The organism is Halomonas sp. THAF5a, from assembly GCF_009363755.1.
Taxonomy (GTDB): Bacteria; Pseudomonadota; Gammaproteobacteria; order Pseudomonadales; family Halomonadaceae; genus Halomonas.
In genome coordinates this window covers 1,310,479-1,330,344 of record NZ_CP045417.1, presented here as the reverse complement: position 1 = coordinate 1,330,344, position 19,866 = coordinate 1,310,479, and the positions used below count along the sequence as shown (strand labels likewise).

17 protein-coding genes are annotated in these 19,866 nt (G+C 69.0%); 4 read left to right on the top strand and 13 right to left on the bottom strand.

The window, feature by feature from the left end:
- Positions 1–65: 65 nt before the first annotated feature.
- The gene (locus FIU83_RS05950) at positions 66–1,241 is read right to left on the bottom strand and encodes an NAD(P)/FAD-dependent oxidoreductase (protein ID WP_152483198.1); all 1,176 of its coding nucleotides are present in this window, start codon (positions 1,239–1,241) and stop codon (positions 66–68) included.
- A 235-nt stretch (positions 1,242–1,476) separates the two neighbouring features.
- Here FIU83_RS05950 and FIU83_RS05945 point away from each other — a divergent pair, with 235 nt between their 5' ends.
- A complete protein-coding gene (locus FIU83_RS05945) occupies positions 1,477–2,571 on the top strand; it encodes an efflux RND transporter periplasmic adaptor subunit (RefSeq protein ID WP_152483197.1) in 1,095 nt (364 codons plus the stop codon).
- Positions 2,571–5,684, top strand: a complete 3,114-nt coding sequence (locus FIU83_RS05940; protein ID WP_152483196.1) for an efflux RND transporter permease subunit — start codon at positions 2,571–2,573, stop codon at positions 5,682–5,684. The genes FIU83_RS05945 and FIU83_RS05940 overlap by 1 nt, the downstream gene beginning before the upstream one ends.
- A gap of 109 nt (positions 5,685–5,793) precedes the next feature.
- On the opposite strand, the gene FIU83_RS05935 is transcribed toward FIU83_RS05940, so the two are convergent.
- The 12 genes from FIU83_RS05935 to FIU83_RS05880 all read right to left on the bottom strand — a co-directional run bounded on the left by FIU83_RS05935 (position 5,794) and on the right by FIU83_RS05880 (position 18,138).
- The gene (locus FIU83_RS05935) at positions 5,794–6,234 is read right to left on the bottom strand and encodes a DUF3617 family protein (protein ID WP_152483195.1); all 441 of its coding nucleotides are present in this window, start codon (positions 6,232–6,234) and stop codon (positions 5,794–5,796) included.
- 106 nt (positions 6,235–6,340) lie between these two features.
- Positions 6,341–7,573: an MFS transporter gene (locus FIU83_RS05930; RefSeq protein WP_152483194.1), complete on the bottom strand. Its 1,233-nt coding sequence runs from the start codon at positions 7,571–7,573 to the stop codon at positions 6,341–6,343.
- A gap of 117 nt (positions 7,574–7,690) precedes the next feature.
- Positions 7,691–8,674, bottom strand: coding sequence for an MDR family oxidoreductase (locus tag FIU83_RS05925; RefSeq protein WP_152483193.1), 984 nt, complete (start codon positions 8,672–8,674; stop codon positions 7,691–7,693).
- 64 nt (positions 8,675–8,738) lie between these two features.
- Positions 8,739–9,371 carry a TetR/AcrR family transcriptional regulator gene (locus FIU83_RS05920; RefSeq protein WP_152483192.1) on the bottom strand — a complete coding sequence of 211 codons (633 nt, stop codon included), beginning with the start codon at positions 9,369–9,371 and terminating at the stop codon, positions 8,739–8,741.
- A gap of 191 nt (positions 9,372–9,562) precedes the next feature.
- On the bottom strand, positions 9,563–10,597 hold the full coding sequence (locus tag FIU83_RS05915; protein WP_152483191.1) for a YeiH family protein: 1,035 nt from the start codon (positions 10,595–10,597) through the stop codon (positions 9,563–9,565).
- 153 nt (positions 10,598–10,750) lie between these two features.
- Entirely contained in the window at positions 10,751–11,500 is a 750-nt protein-coding gene (locus FIU83_RS05910) for an aspartate/glutamate racemase family protein (RefSeq protein ID WP_216645069.1), read from the bottom strand.
- A gap of 21 nt (positions 11,501–11,521) precedes the next feature.
- Positions 11,522–12,802, bottom strand: coding sequence for a TRAP transporter large permease (locus FIU83_RS05905; RefSeq protein WP_152483190.1), 1,281 nt, complete (start codon positions 12,800–12,802; stop codon positions 11,522–11,524).
- A gap of 5 nt (positions 12,803–12,807) precedes the next feature.
- Complete coding sequence (locus FIU83_RS05900; protein ID WP_152483189.1) at positions 12,808–13,362, bottom strand: TRAP transporter small permease; 555 nt, start codon at positions 13,360–13,362, stop codon at positions 12,808–12,810.
- A 76-nt stretch (positions 13,363–13,438) separates the two neighbouring features.
- Positions 13,439–14,422: a TRAP transporter substrate-binding protein gene (locus FIU83_RS05895; RefSeq protein ID WP_152483188.1), complete on the bottom strand. Its 984-nt coding sequence runs from the start codon at positions 14,420–14,422 to the stop codon at positions 13,439–13,441.
- A 57-nt stretch (positions 14,423–14,479) separates the two neighbouring features.
- Entirely contained in the window at positions 14,480–15,688 is a 1,209-nt protein-coding gene (locus FIU83_RS05890) for a DegT/DnrJ/EryC1/StrS aminotransferase family protein (RefSeq protein WP_152483187.1), read from the bottom strand.
- A 10-nt stretch (positions 15,689–15,698) separates the two neighbouring features.
- Positions 15,699–17,015 (bottom strand): histidinol dehydrogenase, encoded by a 1,317-nt coding sequence (gene hisD / locus FIU83_RS05885; protein WP_172976035.1) that lies wholly within the window; start codon positions 17,013–17,015, stop codon positions 15,699–15,701.
- 109 nt (positions 17,016–17,124) lie between these two features.
- Positions 17,125–18,138 (bottom strand): D-cysteine desulfhydrase, encoded by a 1,014-nt coding sequence (locus FIU83_RS05880; protein WP_152483186.1) that lies wholly within the window; start codon positions 18,136–18,138, stop codon positions 17,125–17,127.
- Between the two features lie 215 nt (positions 18,139–18,353).
- On the opposite strand from FIU83_RS05880, the gene FIU83_RS05875 reads away from it, so the two are divergent.
- Positions 18,354–19,259 (top strand): LysR family transcriptional regulator, encoded by a 906-nt coding sequence (locus tag FIU83_RS05875; protein WP_152483185.1) that lies wholly within the window; start codon positions 18,354–18,356, stop codon positions 19,257–19,259.
- Positions 19,260–19,370: 111 nt separating this feature from the next.
- Positions 19,371–19,862, top strand: coding sequence for a universal stress protein (locus FIU83_RS05870; RefSeq protein ID WP_172976034.1), 492 nt, complete (start codon positions 19,371–19,373; stop codon positions 19,860–19,862).
- The last annotated feature ends 4 nt before the right edge of the window (positions 19,863–19,866 follow it).

Sequence of the window (19,866 nt, the reverse complement as noted above, 5' to 3'; positions counted from 1 at the left end):
TCTGCCGCCGAGCCCTGCCTACCGCCAGAGCAAGTGCAGCTTGTCCTAAACGCGTTCAGGTCGCCCTAGAGGGCGTTGCCGCAGGCCACGCCCGACGCCCAGGCCCACTGGAAGTTGTGGCCGCCGAGCTCGCCGGTGACGTCGAGCACCTCACCGATGAAGCGCAGCTGGGGCAGGCCCGTGACCGCGAAGTCCTTGGAGGAGATCGCGCGGGTATCGACCCCGCCCAGGGTCACCTCGGCGGTGCGCCAGCCCTCGGTGCCGGCCGGCTTGACCCGCCAGTCGCCGAGCCGCTCGGCCCAGGCCGCCAGGCGGTCGTTGGAGTACTCGGCCAGCACCCCGTCGTCGCCATGCCACTCGATCAGCGCCAGGGCGAGGCGCTTGGGCAGCCGCTCGCCGAGCCAGGTCGAGAGCCGGCGCCTGGGCGTCTCGCGGCGCGCCGCGGCCAGGGCCTCGAAGGCATCGATATCGGGCAGCAGGTCGATGGCGAGGGTGTCGCCCGGCTGCCAGACGCTGGAAATCTGCAACATGGCGGGGCCCGAGAGGCCGCGGTGGGTGAAGAGCATCGGCTCGCGGTAGCGCTTTCCGCGACAGCTCACCGCTACCTCCACGCTGACGCCGGCCAGGGCCTCGGCGCACGCCTTCCACTGCGAGGTCAGGGTGAAGGGCACCAGGGCGGCGCGGGTCTCGGTGACCGCGAGGCCGAACTGCCGGGCCAGGTCGTAGCCAAACCCGGTGGCGCCCAGGGTCGGGATGGAGAGCCCCCCGCTCGCCACCACCACGGCGCCGGCGTCGATGCGTCCCGCCGAGGTCACGAGCCGCATGCCCTCGCCGGCACGCGCCACCGACTCGATGGCGGTCTTGAGGCGGATCTCGACGCCGGCCCAGTCGCACTCGGTCAGCAGCACCCGCAGGATCTCCTTCGACGAGTCGGCGCAGAACAGCTGCCCCGGGGCCTTCTCCACGTACTCGACGCCGTGGCGGTCCACCAGCTCGACGAAGTGCTCGGGCCGGTAGCGCTTGAGGGCCGAGATGCAGAAGGCCGGGTTGGCCGAATAGAAGTTGGCCGGCGTAGAGGCGAGGTTGGTGAAGTTGCAGCGGCCCCCGCCGGACATCAGGATCTTCTTGCCGGCCTTGTTGGCATGATCCACCACCAGCACGCGCCGCCCGGCATAGCCGGCGGTCAGCGCACACATCAGGCCGGCGGCACCGGCGCCGATCACTACCACGTCATACGTCACGGCCTGGGTCTCCTGCAGGGCATCGAGTCGGGCCGCGCATTCTAGCAGCCCGCCGGCCCGGCGCCGACCACCGCCGACGGGTGGCTGATTCTGTACAAGGATTGTACATTGAAGGTTGGCAAGGCTGTGCATTGCTTACACACTCGGCTGCCATACTCGCCCCAGGCCGAGCATTCGGTCACCACGGGCCCGACGGAACGGGCACCCGCTCATCGATTCTCGACAAGACACCGACATGATCCCATCGCGAACACGCCTGACACTGCTGATCGGCCTGGCCCTGCTGGTGCTTTCGCCGCTGGCGGCCGCCCAGCAGCCCACTCCGGTGATCGCCGCCCGCGCCAGCCTCGCCGCCTGGTCCGATCCGCTGAAGTCGCTGGGCACCCTCCGCGCCGACGAGAGCGTGACCCTCTCTGCCACCGTCACCGAGACCATCGTCGAGCTGACCTTCGAGGGCGGCGAGCGCGTCGAGGCCGGCGAGCTGCTGGTGCGCCTGGCCGACGACGAGCAGCGCGCCGACCTGCGGGTCGCCCAGGCGCTGCGCGACGAGCGGCGCAACGCCGTCAACCGCCTCGCCCAGCTGCAGAGCCGCAACCTGGCGCCGCGTGCCGAGGTGGAAGATGCCCGGGCCCGGCTGCGCCAGGCCGAGGCAGAGATCCAGGCCCTGGAGGCAAGGCTCGCCGATACCCGCATCCAGGCGCCCTTCGCCGGCATCGTGGGCTTTCGCAACGTCAGCGTCGGCACCCTGGTGACGCCGGGGACCGAGCTGGTGACCCTCGACCGGCTCGACACGATGAAGCTCGACTTCACCCTCCCGGAGCGAGCCCTCGGGCAGCTCACACCGGGCCTCGCGCTGACCGCGACCAGCGCGGCCCTGCCCGATACCCTGTTTCGCGGCGAGATCGCGAGCATCGGCACCCGCATCGACCCGATCACCCGCAGCCTCACGGTGCGCGCCGAGCTGACCAATCCCGAGCTCGCGCTGCGCCCCGGCATGCTGATGCAGGTGCGCCTCGAGGGCGCGCCCCGGGAGGCGCTGGTGATCCCCGAGGCGGCGCTGATTCCCCAGGGTCAGCGCCAGTTCGTGCTGACCCTCCAGAGCGACGGCGAGGCCTACCGGGTCGAGGAGCGCGAGGTGCGCATCGGCGCGCGGCGCGAGGGCGAGGTGGAGATCCTCGAGGGGCTCCAGGAGGATGACCTGGTGGTCGCCCACGGCACCGAGCGGGTCCGCGACGGCCAGCCGACCCGGCTGCTCGGCATCCTCGACGACGACACCACCGTGCCCCAGCTGCTGCGCCGCAGCCGCGACGCCGCCGAGGTGAACGGCTGATGCGCCTCTCCGACCTCTCCGTGCAGCGCCCGGTGCTGGCCGTGGTGATGGCCGCCCTAATCGTCGCCTTCGGCCTGCTGGCCCTCGAGCGCCTGCCGCTCCAGGAGTATCCCGCCATCGACCCGCCGGTGGTCTCCATCGACACCCGCTACCCCGGCGCCTCGGCCAGCATCGTCGAGACCCGGATCACCCAGGTGCTGGAGGATCGCATCGCCGGGGTAGCGGGGATCGAGGTGATCTCCTCCTCCAGCGAGGACGGCCGCTCCAGCATCAACGTGGAGTTCGGCCTGGATCTCGACATCGACGCCGCCGCCAACGATATCCGCGACCGCATCTCGGGCGCCCGGGACAACCTCCCCGAGGAGGCCGACCCGCCCGAGGTGCAGAAGGCCGACTCGAGCTCCGAGGTGGTGATCTGGTTCTCGCTGAGCGGCGGCGGCTATGACGTGGCCGAGCTCACCGACTACGCCGACCGCTACCTGGTGGATCGCTTCTCGGTGCTGCCCGGCGTCGCCCAGGTGCGGGTCGGGGGCGGTCGCGAGTATGCCATGCGCGTCTGGCTCGATGCCGACGCCCTGGCGGCGCGCGGCCTCACGGTAGGCGACGTCGAGGATGTCCTGCGCGACGAGAACGTCGAGCTGCCCGGCGGCGCCGTGGTCTCCGAGTCGCGCCAGTTCATCGTGCGCCTGCCGAGAAGCTTCGCCACCCCGGAGGACTTCCGCCGGCTGGCACTGGACGAGGGCGCCGACGGCTACCTGGTGCGCCTGGGCGACGTGGCCCGGGTCGAGATCGGCGCCGTGGAGGAGCGCACCGTCTTTCGCGGCAACGGCGAGCCCATGGTGGGGCTGGGGCTGATGAAGCAGTCCACCGCCAACGTGCTGGAGATATCGAAGGGCGCCCAGGCGGAGATGGAGCGCCTGCAGGGCACCCTGCCCGAGGGCATGGCGCTGTCGCTGAACTTCGACGCCTCGGTGTTCGTCGACGGCGCCATCGGCCAGGTGGTGCAGACGCTCTTCATCGCCATGGGCCTGGTGGTGGTGGCAATCTTCCTGTTCCTCGGCAACCTGCGCACCACCCTGATCCCGGCGGTGACCGTGCCCATCGCCCTGGTCGGCACCTTCGCGGCGCTGGCGGCGCTGGGCTTCACCATCAACCTGCTGACCCTGCTGGCCCTGGTGCTGGCCATCGGCCTGATCGTCGACGACGCCATCGTGGTGCTGGAGAACATCCACCGGCGCATGCAGGAGCACGGCGAGACACCGCTGGTGGCGGCCTTCCGGGGCACCCGCCAGATCGCCTTCGCGGTCATCGCCACCACCCTGGTGCTGGTGGCGGTCTTCGTGCCGCTGAGCTTCCTGCAGGGCGACATCGGCCGGCTGTTCTCGGAGTTCGCCCTCACCCTGGCGGCCGCGGTGGTCCTCTCGAGCCTGCTGGCGCTGACCCTGACGCCGATGATGGCCTCCAAGCTGCTCCGCGCCGACATGCACGAGGGGCGCCTGGCCCGCGCCGTGCAGTGGGGCCTGGACCGCTCCCGCCGGGGCTATCGCCGGCTGCTCGAGCGGATGCTTCGGCTGCGCCTACTGGTGCTGGCGCTGTTCCTCGGCATCGTGGGGGCCATGGTATGGCTCAACGGTGAGCTGCCCAACGAGTACACCCCCAAGGAGGATCGCGGCAACTTCTTCGTGCTGGTCAACGGACCGCCCGGCGCCACCTACGACTACATGCTCGACTACATGAACGAGATCGAGACCCGCCTGCTGCCGATGACCGAGCAGGGCGAGGTCGAACGCATCCTGGTGCGCGCCCCCCGGGGCTGGGGCAATATCGAGAACTTCAACAGCGGCTTCGTCATCGTCACCCTCGCCGACTGGGCCGAGCGCCGCTCGGCCTGGGCGATCATGGACGAGATCCGCGGCCGCCTCGCCGGCCTGCCCGGCATCCGGGCCTTCCCGGTGATGCGCCAGGGCTTCGGCTCCCGGGTCGAGAAGCCGGTGCAGTTCGTGCTCGGCGGCGGCACCTTTGATCAGCTCGCCGAGTGGCGCGACACCCTGCTGGCCCACCTGCGCGAGCACAACCCGCGCCTGACCGGGCTCGACAGCGACTACGAGGAGAACCAGCCGCAGCTGCGCGTCGACATCGACTACACCCGCGCCGCCGCCCTGGGGGTAACGGTGACCGAGATCGGCCGCACCCTGGAGACCCTGCTGGGCGGGCGCACCGTGACCCAGTACGTGGACGACGGCCAGGAATACGACGTCATCCTCGAGGGCGAGCCCGGCAGCCGACCGAGTCCCCGCTCCCTGGAGAGCCTTCGGGTGCGCTCCGACCGCTCCGGCGAGCTGATTCCCCTGGCGAGCCTGGTGACGCTTCACGACTTCGCCGGCCCGAGCACCCTGAACCGCTTCAACCGGGTCCGGGCGATCACCATCGAGGCCGACCTGGCCGACGGCTATCCGCTGGGCGAGGCACTCGCCTACCTCGAGGCGACGGTCGACGAGATCCTGCCGCCAGCGGCCCAGACCGACGTCAAGGGCGCCTCCCGGGACTACCAGGAGGCCAGCGGCGCCACCGCCTTCCTGCTGGGGCTGGGCATCCTGGTGGTCTTCCTGGTGCTCGCCGGGCAGTTCGAGAGCTTCGTGCATCCCCTGGTGATCATGTTCACCGTGCCGCTGGCGATCTGCGGCGCCCTGCTGGGGCTCTACCTCACCGGGCAGTCGCTCAACATCTACAGCCAGGTGGGGCTGGTGATGCTGGTGGGACTGGCGGCCAAGAACGGCATCCTGATCGTGGAGTTCGCCAACCAGCTGCGCGACCGCGGCGTGGCCTTCCATGAGGCGCTGGTGGAGGCCTCGGTGACCCGCCTGCGGCCCATCGTGATGACCGCGGTGACCACCATGGCCGGCGCCGTGCCGCTGATCGTCTCCAGCGGCGCCGGCGCCGAGACGCGCCTGGTGATCGGCATCGTCATCCTCTGCGGCCTGGCCGCGGCCACCCTCTTTACCCTCTTCGTGGTGCCGGTGGCCTACGACCTGCTGGCCCGGCGCACCGGCTCGCCCGGCGATGTCGCCCGGCGCCTGGCCGACGAGATGGGCGAGGAGACCGCCGCCCACTGAGGCAAAGCGATGCCGCCGGGGCCCGGCGGCATCGATCGAGCATCGCTGGAGGTGCCAGGATCACGTCAGGATATCGGCGCCGATCGCCGGGAGACGGTGCCTGGACGGCTCAGCAGTCGCCGAGGCGCCGGCCCTCCACGGCGGTGGTCATCTTGAGCTCGCCCGCGGCGGAGTCGACCAGGATGTCGACGTTGCCCTCGACCCGCTCGCCGAGGAAGTCCATGCGGCCGATGATGCTGGCCTCGCCACCCTCGGCCCGGCAGACCATGCGATAGTCCATGCCGTCGACCGTGACCTCGTGGTCGAGCAGCTCGCAGCCCTCCTCCTCCTCGATGAAGCTGAAGGAAGCGTCCTCGATATCGCCCTGGGCGATACACTCCTGGGTGGTCTCGGTCTGATCGGGAATCGGCAGGTCCCCGGCCACGGCGGTGGTGCTGGTGAACTCCCACTGGCCGGGCACGATGTTGGGGGCGTCGGCGGCCGCCACGAGGGGCGCGGTCAGCAGCGGGGTGACCAGCAGCAGGCTGGCGATAAGGGGACGACACGGCATGAGGGCTCTCCCTGGGTGGATGATCTGCCAGGCCTTCGGCATCGCCCTCAGCATATCCCAATCGGGCGCGACACGCCGCGCCCTCCCCCGACCGGCACGCGCCCCGTTAGCCCCGGCTCGACCTCGCGCTATCACTGCTCGTCGCCGCGGGGCGAGCACGGGCCTCGCTGAGCGCCAGCCAGGCGGTGAGCGCGGTGACCAGCGCGATCGGCCCCAGCATGGCCAGGTTGAGCGCGGCCCAGCCCAGCTCACGCAGCAGGGTGCCCGACAGCAGCGAGCCGGCCGCCACCAGTGTGAAGATGACCAGGTCGTTGATGCCCTGCACCTTGCCGCGCTCGGCCTCGCCGTGGGTGCCAGCGAGCAGGGTGCTGCCGCCGATGAACAGGAAGTTCCAGCCGACGCCGAGGAGCACCAGCGCCGTCCAGAAGTGCCCGAGCCCGGTGCCGACGGTCGCCAGCACGCTCGAGGCGGCGAGGATCGCGGTGCCGACCAGCAGGATGCGCATCACCCCGAAGCGGGCGATCAGGTCGCCGGTAAAAAAGGAGGGCGCGAACATGCCGAGCACGTGCCACTGCATGACCAGCGCCACCTGCCCCATCTCGAACCCATGGGCGCGCATGGCGAGCGGCGTGGCGGTCATCACCAGCCCCATGATGGCGTAGCCGGTGGCCGCGGCGACCAGCGCGACCCGAAAGCGCGGCTGGGCGCCGATCTCGGCCATCGGCCGGGCGACCTCGCCGGGCGCGGGCTCGCCGCTCGCCGGCACTCGCAACCCACCGAGGATCAGCATCGCCAGAAGCGCCAGGCCGGCGATCATCAGGTAGGGGCCGCCGTCCGGCACCGCGGCGATCCAGTCGTTGGTCAGGCTGGCGTTCCAGGGCCCGAGGAAGGCCGCCACCACGCCGCCGGCGATCACCAGGGAGATGGCCCGGCTGCGAAAGGCCGGACGGGTCACGTCTACCGCGGCGAAGCGGTAGTACATGGCGAAGCCCTGGTAGCCCCCCAGCAGCAGGTTGCCCAGGCAGAACAGCCAGAAGTGCGCGAGGGCGATGCCGGCGAAGGCCACCAGCCCACCGAGGACGCCGCCGAGCGCCGCCCCGACCATGAAGCCCCGCCGGCGCCCCACCCGCTTCATGTAGAGCGAGGCCGGCAGGGTCGCGGACAGGGTGCCGATCATCATCATGGCGACGGGCAGCGTCGCCAGCCCCGCCACGGGCGTGAGCCGGTGGCCCACCACCCCGCTCAGGGTCATCACGGTGATGGTGGCGACCATGTAGAGCGTCTGGCCGGCGACCAGGATGGCAACGTTGCGTTTCTCCAGGCGGCTGGCGGCCCTCATGACGACTCCTCGGCGACGATCGGTGAATCCGGCAAGCCTATCAGAAAAGCGCGCGGCGCCCGGACGCAAAAAGGGGGCACGCCGGCGGCGTGCCCCCTCGGTCACCCGGCCTCGTGATCAGCGCGCCAGGTCGACCACCACGCGACCGCGGACCCGGCCGGCCAGCAGCTCGCCGGCCGTGTCGATCGCCTCGTCCAGGCCGATGGTGCGGGTGATGGCGTCGAGCTGCTCGGGCGCGAGCAGTTCGCCGAGCCGGCGCCAGGCCTCGACGCGATCGGCGTAGGGGCGCATCACGCTGTCGATGCCGCAAAGCGTCACGCCGCGCAGGATGAAGGGGGCGACGCTCGCCGGCAGGTCCATGCCCTGGGCCAGCCCGCAGGCCGCCACGGCGCCGCCGTAGCGGGTCGAGGCCAGCACGTTGGCCAGGGTGTGGCTGCCCACCGAGTCGACGGCCCCCGCCCAGCGCTCCTTGCCCAGGGGACGGCCGGGCTCGGAGAACTCGGCGCGGTCGACCACCGACTCGGCGCCCAGCGACTTGAGGTAGTCCGTCTCCTCGAGGCGGCCGGTGGAGGCCACCACTCGATAGCCCAGCCGGGCGAGCAGCGCGATGGCGTAGCTGCCCACCCCGCCGTTGGCGCCGGTGACCAGCACCTCACCCTGCTCCGGCGTCACGCCTTGGCGCTCCAGCGCCATCACAGAGAGCATGGCGGTGTAGCCGGCGGTGCCGATGGCCATGGCCTGGCGGGCCGTGAAGGCGGCGGGCTGGGGAATCAGCCAGCGGCTGTCCAGCCGCGCCTTCTCGGCAAGGCCTCCCCAGTGCTTCTCGCCCACGCCCCAGCCGTTGAGCAGCACGGCATCGCCCGCCTGGTAGGCCTCCACCGAGGAGTGCTCGACCGTGCCCGCCAGGTCGATCCCCGGGACCATCGGAAACTGGCGCACCACCGGGCCCTTGCCGGTGATCGCCAGGGCGTCCTTGTAGTTCAGCGTACTGCAGTCGACCCGCACCGTGACGTCGCCCTCCGGCAGGCGGGCCTCGTCCAGCGTTTCCACCGCGACCCGCTGCCCCTCGTCGTTCTTGTCGATCAGAATGGCCTTGAACATCGTGCACCTCGTCTTGTTGAACACTTATAGACCGAGCGTCTATGAAATGGCATGAAGACGTCCCCTAGCGGGGCAGCCCCTCCATGTACGTGGAAATAAAGACCTCCAGGGGACGCGCCCGCCCCTCGAGTCGTGCCCGCATCACGGCGCCCTCCCAGCCGATCCAGAAGGCCTCGGCGAGCCGCTCGACGTCGGCCCGCTCGGCGAGCTCGCCGGCCTCCCGCGCCTGGTCAAGGCAGCGCGCCAGGCGCCGCTGCCAGTCGTCGAGGGTCGCCCGGAGCCAGTCGCGATACCCTTCCGGCAATCCGCCGGCCTCCTGGCCCAGGTTGCCGACCAGGCAACCGCGACGGAAGTCGTGGCGGGCCATGCCGTCACGGGCATCGGCGACGAAGGCCTCGATGCGCTCAAGCGGCGGACGCGACGCGTCATCCAGGTGACGCTCCAGCTTCTTCGCGAAGTAGGCACCGTAGTGCTCCATCACGGCCAGCCCGAACGCCTCCTTGCTGTCGAAGTAGTAGTAGAACGAGCCCTTGGGCACGCCGACACGCTTGAGGATGCCGTCGATGCCCGAGGCGGTGAAGCCCTGCTCGGTCAGCACCTCGGTGCCGCTACGGATCAAGGCCGCCCGGGTATCGGGGTCGTCGCGGGGCACCTTGGGGGGCCGGCCGCGGCGGGGTCTGGTGGTCGCATTGGTCATGTCGATTAATATAGACCGATTGTCTATAAAATCAAGACGACAAAAGATGATTCGTCGACGCGCCTTCCCCCGCCTGCCAGGCTCCTCCTGCGGCCACACGAAAACGGCCAGTCGACGAAGGCCGACTGGCCGCTGCATATTGATGGTTCGACCCTATCTGGGGCCCGGGCTGAGGCCCCTAGCCCAGGCGATCAGGTGCCGAGGCCGGCGACCATCACCACGCCGAGCACCACGACCAGCAGGAAGAGGGTCTCCAGCGCCATCAGGATCACCGGCTTCCAGCCCACCACCGCGAGCTTCTGGAAGGAGGTCTTGATGCCGAGCGCGGCGATGGCGGTGACCAGGCACCAGCGGGAGAGGGTCGACATGCCCTCGTTCACCGCCTCGGGAATCAGCCCCATGCTGTTGACCAGCACCAGCACCACGAACCCCACCAGGAAGCTCGGCAGCATCGGCACCTTGGTCGACGCCCCCTCCTCCTGGCGCGAGGCCCGGAACAGCCACATGAAGACCATCACGGCCGGCACCAGCATCGCCACCCGCACCAGCTTTACAAGCGTCGAGATGTCGCCGGTCTCCTCCGAGATCATGTAGCCGGCGCCCACCACCTGGGCCACATCGTGGATGGTGCCGCCGAGGAAGATCCCCGCCTGGGCGTTGGCGAGCTCCAGGGCCCCGGCGATCAGCGGATAGGTCACCATCGCCATGGTCGAGAGCGTGGTGACGCCGACCACGGTGAGGATGGTGTTGCGCTCGTGGTTCTCGTGACGCGGCATCACCGCCGACAGGGCGAGCGCCGCCGAGGCGCCGCAGATGGCGACGGCGCCGCCGGTGAGAAGCCCCAGGTCGCGATCCAGGCCCAGCAGCCGGGCCAGCACCGAGCCCATGGCGATGACCAGCGCCACGGCCGCCACCACGGTAAGCACGGGGCCGATCCCCAAATCGCCGACCTGGGCGAGGGTCATGCGCGCCCCCAGCAGGGCCACGCCGAGGCGCAGCACGGTGCGGGCGGCGAACTCGATGCCCTCGCGGCAGCGCCCCTCTTCGCTCAGGAAGTGGAGCGACATGCCGAACAGCAGGGCATAGAGCAGCGTCGGACCACCGTAGTGGTCGGCGATGAAGGTGGTGGCCAGTGCGATGGTGACGCAGACCAGCAGGCCGCGGCCGATGGGCCGGGCCCGGCCGAGGCGCTCGGCAAGTGGCGTATCGAAGTACGTGGTTTTCATGTCGCAAGTCTCCTGGAGCCGCCTGACGGGCGCGCACTATCGCTCCCCGCCGCAGTGGACGAGAACGGCTCGGCGAGGCGGGAAAACGGGGCCCGAGCGCCGCTCGGACCGGATCGGTCGGGACGCCCAGGGGTGACGACCCGGGCGTAAGGATCAGGGCGTGACGGGCTCAACGCCCTCGGCGGCGGCCACCACCTGCTCGGCCAGCACCCGCACGCTGTCGACGACCGGCAGCGCGCCGTCGAGGGCGTCGTCGATCACCGAGAGCTCGGTGCAGGCCAGCACCAGCACGTCCGCCCCGCGCGCCTTGAGGTGGTCGGCGGCCCGGGCGAAGGCGGCCAGGGTGTCGGGGTGACGCCCCTCGCCGCGCTTGACGGCGCGAATCACCTCGAGCACCGCGCCCTCGTCTTCGGGGTAGACCAGCGACAGGCCGCGCGCCTCGACGAAGCCCTCGTAGAGGCCGATCTTGCGCAGGGCCGGCGAGCAGAGCATGCCGACCCGGGCGCCGGGCCGGCGCTCGGCGACGGCATCCAGGGTCCGCTCGACGATGTGCCAGACCGGGATGTCGACGGCGTCCTGGGCGTCCTGCCAGTAGTAGTGGGCGGTGTTGCAGGGCATCACCAGGAAGGCGGCGCCGGCCCGCTCGAGACGCCGCGCCATCTCGGCAATCGCCGGCCCCGGGCTCTCGCCGTCGCCGTCGATCAGCGCCTTGATCCGCGACGGCACCTTGGGGTTGTTGTCCACCAGCAAGTGGACGTGGTCGATGTCGTCCTCGGCAGGGGTGGCGTCGATCACCCGCTGCATGAAGGTCACGGTGGCATCGGGTCCCATGCCCCCCAGCACGCCGACCATGGTGTGCGGGTCGCGGGTAGCGGTCTTGTGGTCGCGATCTTGCATCGTCATCGTTGGCCTATTTATGGGTGATCAGAAGCCCAGCACCGTGGGCAGCCAGAGGGTGATCTGGGGGAAGAACGCCAGCAGCAGGTCGATCACCACCATGGAGCCGACCAGCGGAATGGCCCGCACCGAGATGCGCTCGATGGAGACGTTGGCGATGCTCGAGCTGATGAACATGTTCTCGCCGAGCGGCGGCGTGGAGAAACCGATGCCGAGGCTCACCACCAGCACGATGCCGAAATGAACCGGATCGACACCGAGTTCCACCATCACCGGCAGCAGCACCGGGGTAACGATCATGATGGTCGCGAGGATCTCGATGAACATGCCGACGATCAGCAGGAAACCGATCACCAGGATCCAGACCAGCCAGAGGCTGTCGGTGATCTGCAGGATACCCTGGGCGATCATCGCCGGGATGTGGTTCTCGACCAGGATGCGACCGAAGGCGGTGGCGGTGAACATGATGATCAGTACCCGCCCGGTCAGCCAGGTGGTGCTCTGGAAGGCCTCGTTGAGACCGCGCAGCGACGACTCCTTGTGGATGAAGATGCCGACGAACAGGGCATAGAAGATGGAGACCACCGCGGCCTCGGTGGGCGTGAACATCCCGGAGTAGATGCCGCCCAGGATCACCACCGGCGCCATCAGCGACCAGAAGCCGTCCTTCAGCACCTTGAAGATGCGCTTCTTGTCGTAGCCCGTGCCTTCGGTCTGGTAGCCGTTGCGCTTGGCGGTGATGTAGTTGGCCACGATCAGGCCCACGCCGAGCATGATGCCGGGAAAGACCCCGGCCATGAACAGCGCCGAGATGGACTCGTTGGCGGTCACGCCGTAGATCACCAGCGGCATGCTGGGCGGGATCACGACCCCGAGCCCGCCGGCCGTGGCGGTGATCGCCGCCGGATAGCTGCGTCCGTAGCCACGCTCGATCATCGCCGGAATCACCAGCATGCCGACCGCGGCGGTGGTCGCCGGGCCCGAGCCCGAGATCGCGCCGAAGAACATGCAGGCCATGACCGCGGCGGCGCCCAGGCCACCGGCGGCGGGCCCGGCCAGCTCCTCGGCGATATGGATCAGGCGCCGGGCGATGCCGGCGTCGCCCATGAGGGCGCCGGCCAGGATGAACGACGGCAGCGCCATGAGCGGAAACGAGTTGATGGCGGAAAAGGCTAGCTCGATCAGCGAGCTGAGATCATCGCCACTGAGGACGTAGACCGCCATGGAGGCGACCCCGAGGGCCACCACGATGGGCGCACCGAAGAACAGCAGCGCCCCGAACATGGAAAACAGAACCGTTGCGGCCATGCTGCTTACCCCTTGCCGTTGGAGGAGGAGTTGCCGGTGGTGTTGGACTCCCCTTCGGTAATCTTGCTGACTTCCTGCTGATCCACGTCGCCGGGTTCGATGCCCTTGACCAACTTCAGGTACTGCACCTGCAGCACGCGAAAGGCCATCAGCACGAAGGCGATGGGGAACACGAAATAGACGTAGGCCAGCGACCAGCCCAGGGCCGGCGAGTCATAGGGAAACTCCAGCAGCAGCCCGATCAGGTCCAGGCTCTTCCAGGCCAGCACCAGGCAGAAGCCCACCCAAATCAGGTCGACCAGCAGCAGCAGGGTGTTTGCGACGCGCCGGGGCATCATCTTGATGTGGGTCTGCAGCCGGTTGTGAGCACCCAGATGGGCCGCATGGGCCGCCCCCAGGAAGACGAACCAGATGAACGCGTAGCGCGCCAGTTCCTCGATCCAGGCCATGCCGATGCCCAGTGTCACGCGCATGACCACCTGCACGAACAGCAGCACGACGAACACCCCGAGCAGGAAGCGGCAGGCGTAATCCTCGATATGATTGAGCTTGTCTAACACGAAAGCCTCCTTCCCCGGTGGGAGTGCGAGAAGCGCGACGGGCCGGGCGACGCGGCGTCGCCCGGCCCGACCTCACTCAGTGGCCGAGGGCCTTCTGCATCTCCTCGAAGGCTTCCTGACCGCCGATCTCGTCATAGAACTCCGGCCAGACCTGTTCCTTGGCGATGCGCACCCACTCGTCCTCGTCCTCGAGGGTCGAGACCTCGACCCCTTCGGCCTCCATGCCGGCACGGGCCTTGGAGGCCTCGGTCAGCTGGAACTGCAGGGCGTAGAGCTGCGCCTCGAGGCCGGCCCGATCGATGATCGCGCGCTCCTCGTCGGAAAGCTTCTCGTAGGTCCGCACGCCCATCACGATGGGCTGCAGGGAGTACTGGTAGTGGATCTCGGTGAGGTAGTCCTGCACTTCCTGGAACTTCATCGTGTAGTTGACGATGTAGGGGTTGTCCTGACCGTCGATCACGCCTTGCTGCAGGCCGGTGAAGACCTCCGGCCAGGACATGCTGATCGGGCTGGCACCCCAGGCCTCATACGTGGCGAGCATCAGCTCGTTCTGCGGCACCCGCACCTTGAGGCCCTCGATGTCCTCGAGAGTGGTCACCGGGCGCTGGGAGTTGGTCAGGTAGCGGAAGTTGGAATAGAGCCAGCTGACGATGTGCACGCCGGCTTCCTCTTCGGCAATGCTGTTCCAGCGATCCGCCAGCGGCCCAGTGGTCGCCTTGACCGCGTCGGCATGGCTGCGGATCGCGTAGGGCATGGTCAGGGCGCCGAGGCGGGGCGCATACGGCGTCAGGTTGCCCACGCCCACCAGGGCGAAGTCGAGCTTGCCGATGCGGGTGTCCTGGATCATGCCGGTCTCGGAGCCGAGCTGGCCGCCGGGGAACAGCTCGACCTGCATCTCGCCGCCGGAGAGCGACTCGACCAGCTCCTCGAAACGCTGCGCCAGGGCCCCCTGGTCGGAATCCATGGGATCGCCCATGCCGACCTTGAAGGTCTCGGCCTGGACGGCCTGAGTGCTCAGCGTGGCGAGCACGGCGGAAGCCAAGAGAGTTTTCTTGAACATTGTTGTCACTCCATTCTTCATCGGGTGGGTGCTGCGTCTGCGTACGCGAGGTACGCACTACCCGCGGGTAGTCGTGTCGGTGGCCTGCGCCAGGGCATCGCCGAGCAGCTCGGCGATGTCGTCGCAGTCGTGTTCGTCGAAGGTCAGCGGCAGCCTCAGGTCGCACAGCGTGGCCAGCACGCGGTCGGCATTGGGCAGCGGCCGCGTCTCGGCGAGATAACCCCAGCTGTCGTAGCGGCTGGTGTAGTCCTCGGGCTGCGGCTTGCCGTACCACTTGAGCGGGATACCCCGCGCCTCGCAGCCGGCGATGAACCGGGCGATCGTGTCGTGGGAGAGCGACGGCAGCCTGAACTGGATCGAGCTGCCGACGAAGTCCTCCCGGGCGGGCCGTGAAATCGTCTCGACCTCGGCCATCTCGGCCAGGGCGGCCTCGAGGCGGCGGTAGAGCACGTTCCAGCGCCGCTGGCGCGCGCCGAGCTCGGCCAGCTGCGGGCGCAGGATCGCCGCGCGCAGGTTGTCCATCCGCCCGCTCATGTTGGGTGTCACCAGTCGGGTCTCGGCGAAGGTCTCGGCCGACGGGGCCGCCAGATGACGGTCGTAGAGCATGTAGGAGCCCGACATGATCACCGCGCGGCGCATCACCTCGGGATCGTCGGTGCTCAGGAAACCACCCTCGCCGGAGTTGATGTGCTTGTAGGTCTGGGTGCTGAAGCAGCCGACCTTGCCGAAGGTACCGCTGGGCCGGCCGTCGTAGCTGGCCCCCATGGTATGGGCGCAGTCCTCGATCAGGGTGATGCCGTGGGCCTCGCAGACCGCCACGATGGCGTCCATGTCGCCGATATGGCCGCGCATGTGGGAGAGCAGGAAGAAGCGCGCCCCGCTCTCCTTCGCCGCGGCGGCCAGGTCATCGGGATCGACGGTGGTGTCCTCGCGGATGTCCACCAGCACGGCCTCGCCGCCGGCGGCGCGGATGCTGCCCGGCACCGGCGAGAGCGTGAAGGCGTTGCAGAGCACCGGAGCGCCGGGCTCGAGGCCGCAGGCGCGCAGCGCCAGCTGCAGCGCATAGCCCCCGGAGGCGCAGGCCAGCACGTAGGGCACGTCCAGGCTCGCGGCAAACTCCTGCTCCAGCAGGGCGGTCTCGCCCTTCTCGTCCTCGACCAGGTTGTAGCGGTGCAGGCGGCCGGTGCGCATGACCGCCACCGCGGCCTCGATCGCCTCCTCGGCGATCGGCTCCTGCTGGGTAAAGGATTTCGCGAAACGGCGCATGGGACCTACCTCAGTAACGCGGCTGGTGATGGACGGGGAACTCCCACTGCTCGTCGGGGAAGTACTTGGTCAGGCGCCAGTCGCAGGCCCGGGCATGCCCTTCCATCCCCTCGGTGCGCGAAATGCGCGAACCCACGGCACTGAAGGTGCGGTTGGCTTCCTCACTGAGCTGCTGGGTGGTCAGCACCTTCATGAACTTGTGCACGTTGAGGCCACCGCTATAGCGACCGGCCCGCTTGGTCGGCAGGATGTGGTTGGTGCCCGAGCACTTGTCGCCGTGGGTGACGGTGCTGCCCTCGCCGAGGAACAGCGAGCCATAGTTGCTCAGGTGCTCCTTCCACCAGTCGAGGTCCTCGCACAGCACCTGCAGGTGCTCGCAGGCGTAGCGATCGCTGACCTCGACGACTTCCTCGCGGGTGTCGCCCAGGATCACCTCACCGTGGTCGCGCCAGGCGGCGTGGATGACGTCGGCGTTGGGCATGTCGTCGGCGACCTTCGGCACCAGCTCGATGACCTTCCGGCCCAGCGCCTCGCTGGTGGTAAACAGCCAGACCGGCGAGTTGGTGCCGTGCTCGGCCTGGGAGACCAGGTCGACGGCGATGGTCATCGGGTCGGCGGAGTCGTCGGCGATCACCGCCGACTCGGTCGGGCCGGCGAAGACGTCGATGCCGACCTGGCCGAACAGCAGGCGCTTGGCCTCGGCCACGTAGGCATTGCCCGGGCCGACCAGGATATCGGCCTCGCGCCCACCGAACAGGCCGAAGGCCATGCTCGCCATGGCGTGCACGCCGCCCATCTCGAGGATCATGTCGGCACCGGCCACGTGCAGCGCGTAGACCACCGCCGGGTTGATGCTGTCGCCGCGTGGCGGCGAGCAGGCCACCACGTGGGGCACCCCGGCCGCCTTGGCCGTCGCCACGCTCATCAGCGCCGAGGCGGCGTGGGCGTAGCGGCCGCCGGGGATGTAGCAGCCGGCGCAGTCGACCGGCAGCACCCGCTGGCCGAGCAGCACGCCGGGCTCGGTCTCGATCTCGAAGGAGGTCAGGCTGTCGCGCTGGGCTTCGGCGAAACGCTTGATCTGGCGATGGGCGAAGTCGATGTCGTCCTTCACCGACTGCGGCACGCTGTCGATCAGGCGCTGGCGCTTCGCGTCGCTGAGGACGAAGTCGTCGGTCCAGCCGTCGAACTTCTCGGCGTACTCGCGCACGGCGGGCTCGCCCCGCTCGCGGATGTCGTCGAGCATCTGGCGCACCGCGGTGGTGACCCGTTGATCTTCGGCGGCGACGCCCTCGGCGCCCTCCGCCTGCTTGAGGTGTCGAATTGTCATTGTGTGCTCCGCAATGGCGCTAACGGCTCAAATCTCTGATGAAGCCCCGGGGCGCACCCCGGGGAGTACGACTCGGCACCGCACGGCCCATTCGGGCCGGGGCCGGTCGTTACGCCTGGTAGTCGGGAAAGCCGAAGGCATCCGGGTAGCCGAACAGCGCGACGCTACCGCCGGTATGCAGGAAGACCACGTTCTCGCCTTCCTTGAAGTGGCCCTTGCGGATCAGGTCGATCAGGCCCGCCATGCCCTTGCCGGAGTAGACCGGGTCGAGCAGGATGCCCTCGTGGCGCGCCATCAGGGTGACGGCCTCGACCATGCTGTCGGTGGGGATGCCGTAGCCCTCGCCCACGTAGTCGCAGTTGGCCACCACGTCCTCGCGGTTCACCACGCCGGAGAGGCCCAGCTTGGCCTCGGTCTTCTGGGCCAGGGCGAAGACGTTGGCCTCCTGCTTGTCCTTCGGCGCGCGCACGCCGACGCCGAGCACCGGGATACCGGCGTTGCAGGCGGCGAGGCCGGTCACTAGGCCAGCCTGGGTGCCGGCACTGCCGGTGGCGTGCACCAGGTGGTCGATCTGCAGGCCCATGTCGTTGGCCTGGGCGAGCAGCTCCAGGGCAGCGTTGACGTAGCCCAGCGCGCCGATCTCGTTGGAGCCGCCGCCGGGAATGATGTAGGGGGTCTTGCCTTCGGCCTTCAGGGTCTCGGCCAGGGCCTCCATCTCGGCCGCCATGTCGGCGCCGCCGGGGCGCTTCTCGACGGTGGCACCGTGGAGCTGGTCGAGGAAGACGTTGCCGTTGTAGTTGTAGGCCGGGTCGTGGCTGCCCGTGCGGTCCTCGAGCAGGATATGGCAGCCCAGGCCCAGCTTGCAGGCCGCCGCAACGGTCTGGCGGGCGTGGTTCGACTGGGTCGCGCCCTGGGTGATGATGGTGTCGGCGCCCTTCTCCAGGGCATCGGCCATCAGGAACTCGAGCTTGCGGGTCTTGTTGCCGCCGGTGGAGAGGCCGGTGCAGTCATCGCGCTTGATCCACAGGCGCGGGCCACCCAGCAGACGGCTCAGGTTGTCCATCGGCTCGAGCGGCGTAGGCATGTGGCCGAGGCGGACACGGGGAAAACGGGAAAGGTGCATACGGGCCTCCAGGCGGGTAATTTGTTGCGGCATAAGCGTGCTCTCGAAGTGAGACGGTCAACGGGCCGGCGAGTCACCGTTCGCCACCGACCGGTCTGACCCAACGCTAATACGCGCGCACCTATGCGGACCAATGCCAAGATGCTCGAGAACGGTTACTTTTTTGCATACACCACCGTTTTGCCTGCCTCTCCCCCACCTCCTGGAAGATTGTTATGAAAATCGAGTGGATTGAAGATTTTCTCGCTTTGATCGAGGCAGGCACCTTCTCCCAGGCCGCCGAGATGCGCCACGTCACCCAGCCGGCCTTCTCGCGGCGCATCCGCCAGCTGGAGGAGTGGCTGGGGGTGGAGCTGATCGACCGCCATTCGCCGCGCCTCGCCCTCACTCCCCACGCGCGGACCTACGAGCCCTCGATGCGCGACTGGCTGGCGCGTCTGTACGCCATGCGCAGCCGCCTCCGGGCGGATGCCAAGCATGGTCCCCGGGCGATCCTGACCACCCAGCACACCCTGACGGTCAGCTACCTGCCGCGACTGCTCCGTCACTTCCGCGTGCACGCCCCCCAGGCCCGCCTGCAGGTCCAGTCCTCCGACCGCAGCGACTGCATCCGCGACTTCCAGCATGGCGAGGCCGACCTGCTGCTGTGCAGCGAGCGGGAGGGCCAGCCACTGTTCCCCGACCGCGAGGGGATCGAGCGGGTCACCCTGGGCAGTGAACAGCTGATCCCGGTCTGTGCCGGAGACCGACTGGGCCAGCCCCTTTTCGATCTGGAGAGCGACTCGGCGCTGCCCCTCATTGGCTACAGCCCGGACAGCTTCCTGGGGGAGGCGCTGGCATCGCCCTACCTGCTGAACCTGCAGCGCCACTACGACATCGAGATAGTCTGCGAGACGGCGTTTACCATCGGCATCCGGGAGCTGGCGCTGGCCGGGCTGGGCATCGGCTGGCTGCCGCATGGGCTGATCGAGGGGGACCTGGAGTCCGGCAAGCTGGTGTCCCTGCTCGAACGCCTGGGCGGCCCGATGCTGATCGTCGCCTGCTACCGGCAAGCCGCCCGCGGCGCCGCCACGGCCGACCAGTTCTGGCAGCTGATCAACGAGCGTCCGCCGGCGATCTGACGCCTCCCCGGACGTTCGGCGCCGTGGGGCCCCGTGCGGTAAACTAGGCAGTGTTGACTGACAATGATCGCGCAACGCGGCCGCCGATGCCGCGCCGTGAAAGGAGGCATGATGAGCCATGGTATCCGTCGCATCCTGTGCTGCGTGGGGCTGAAGATCGACTGCGATCCGGTGCTGGCGCACGCCGTGGGCCTGGCGGTGGCCACCGGCGCGGAGCTGGAGGTACTGCACGCGGTCAAGTCGCTGTCCGACGACGTGGTGAGCACCCTGCGAGCCAATATTCCGGACCGCAAGCTCCTCGAGACCCTGCGGGAACAGCGTCTCGAGGAGGCAAGCAAGGTGCTGGACGAGAAGATCGCGGCCTTCTGGGCGGGCCACCCCGAGCTCGAGGCAGCCTATGGCGACCGCGAGATGAAGCGTCATGTGCTGGAGGGCTACCCGGCGGCGGTGATCACCGATCACGCCCATGACCGCGGCAGCGACATGATCGTGATGGCCTCCAACAAGCGCAGCTTCTCGGCGAGCTACGCGGGCAAGATCACCAAGGGGGTGATCAAGCGCTCCCACGTGCCGGTGGTGGTGGTGCCGCCGCGTCGCGACTGACCCT

Bases quoted from the DNA above. Each gene is read 5' to 3' on its own strand.
- FIU83_RS05945 (WP_152483197.1), top strand. From the start codon at position 1,477: ATGATCCCATCGCGAACACGCCTGACACTGCTGATCGGCCTGGCCCTG.
- FIU83_RS05940 (WP_152483196.1), top strand. From the start codon at position 2,571: ATGCGCCTCTCCGACCTCTCCGTGCAGCGCCCGGTGCTGGCCGTGGTG.
- FIU83_RS05935 (WP_152483195.1), bottom strand. From the start codon at position 6,234: ATGCCGTGTCGTCCCCTTATCGCCAGCCTGCTGCTGGTCACCCCGCTG.
- FIU83_RS05930 (WP_152483194.1), bottom strand. From the start codon at position 7,573: ATGAGGGCCGCCAGCCGCCTGGAGAAACGCAACGTTGCCATCCTGGTC.
- FIU83_RS05925 (WP_152483193.1), bottom strand. From the start codon at position 8,674: ATGTTCAAGGCCATTCTGATCGACAAGAACGACGAGGGGCAGCGGGTC.
- FIU83_RS05920 (WP_152483192.1), bottom strand. From the start codon at position 9,371: ATGACCAATGCGACCACCAGACCCCGCCGCGGCCGGCCCCCCAAGGTG.
- FIU83_RS05915 (WP_152483191.1), bottom strand. From the start codon at position 10,597: ATGAAAACCACGTACTTCGATACGCCACTTGCCGAGCGCCTCGGCCGG.
- FIU83_RS05910 (WP_216645069.1), bottom strand. From the start codon at position 11,500: ATGACGATGCAAGATCGCGACCACAAGACCGCTACCCGCGACCCGCAC.
- FIU83_RS05905 (WP_152483190.1), bottom strand. From the start codon at position 12,802: ATGGCCGCAACGGTTCTGTTTTCCATGTTCGGGGCGCTGCTGTTCTTC.
- FIU83_RS05895 (WP_152483188.1), bottom strand. From the start codon at position 14,422: ATGTTCAAGAAAACTCTCTTGGCTTCCGCCGTGCTCGCCACGCTGAGC.
- FIU83_RS05890 (WP_152483187.1), bottom strand. From the start codon at position 15,688: ATGCGCCGTTTCGCGAAATCCTTTACCCAGCAGGAGCCGATCGCCGAG.
- hisD (WP_172976035.1), bottom strand. From the start codon at position 17,015: ATGACAATTCGACACCTCAAGCAGGCGGAGGGCGCCGAGGGCGTCGCC.
- FIU83_RS05880 (WP_152483186.1), bottom strand. From the start codon at position 18,138: ATGCACCTTTCCCGTTTTCCCCGTGTCCGCCTCGGCCACATGCCTACG.
- FIU83_RS05875 (WP_152483185.1), top strand. From the start codon at position 18,354: ATGAAAATCGAGTGGATTGAAGATTTTCTCGCTTTGATCGAGGCAGGC.
- FIU83_RS05870 (WP_172976034.1), top strand. From the start codon at position 19,371: ATGAGCCATGGTATCCGTCGCATCCTGTGCTGCGTGGGGCTGAAGATC.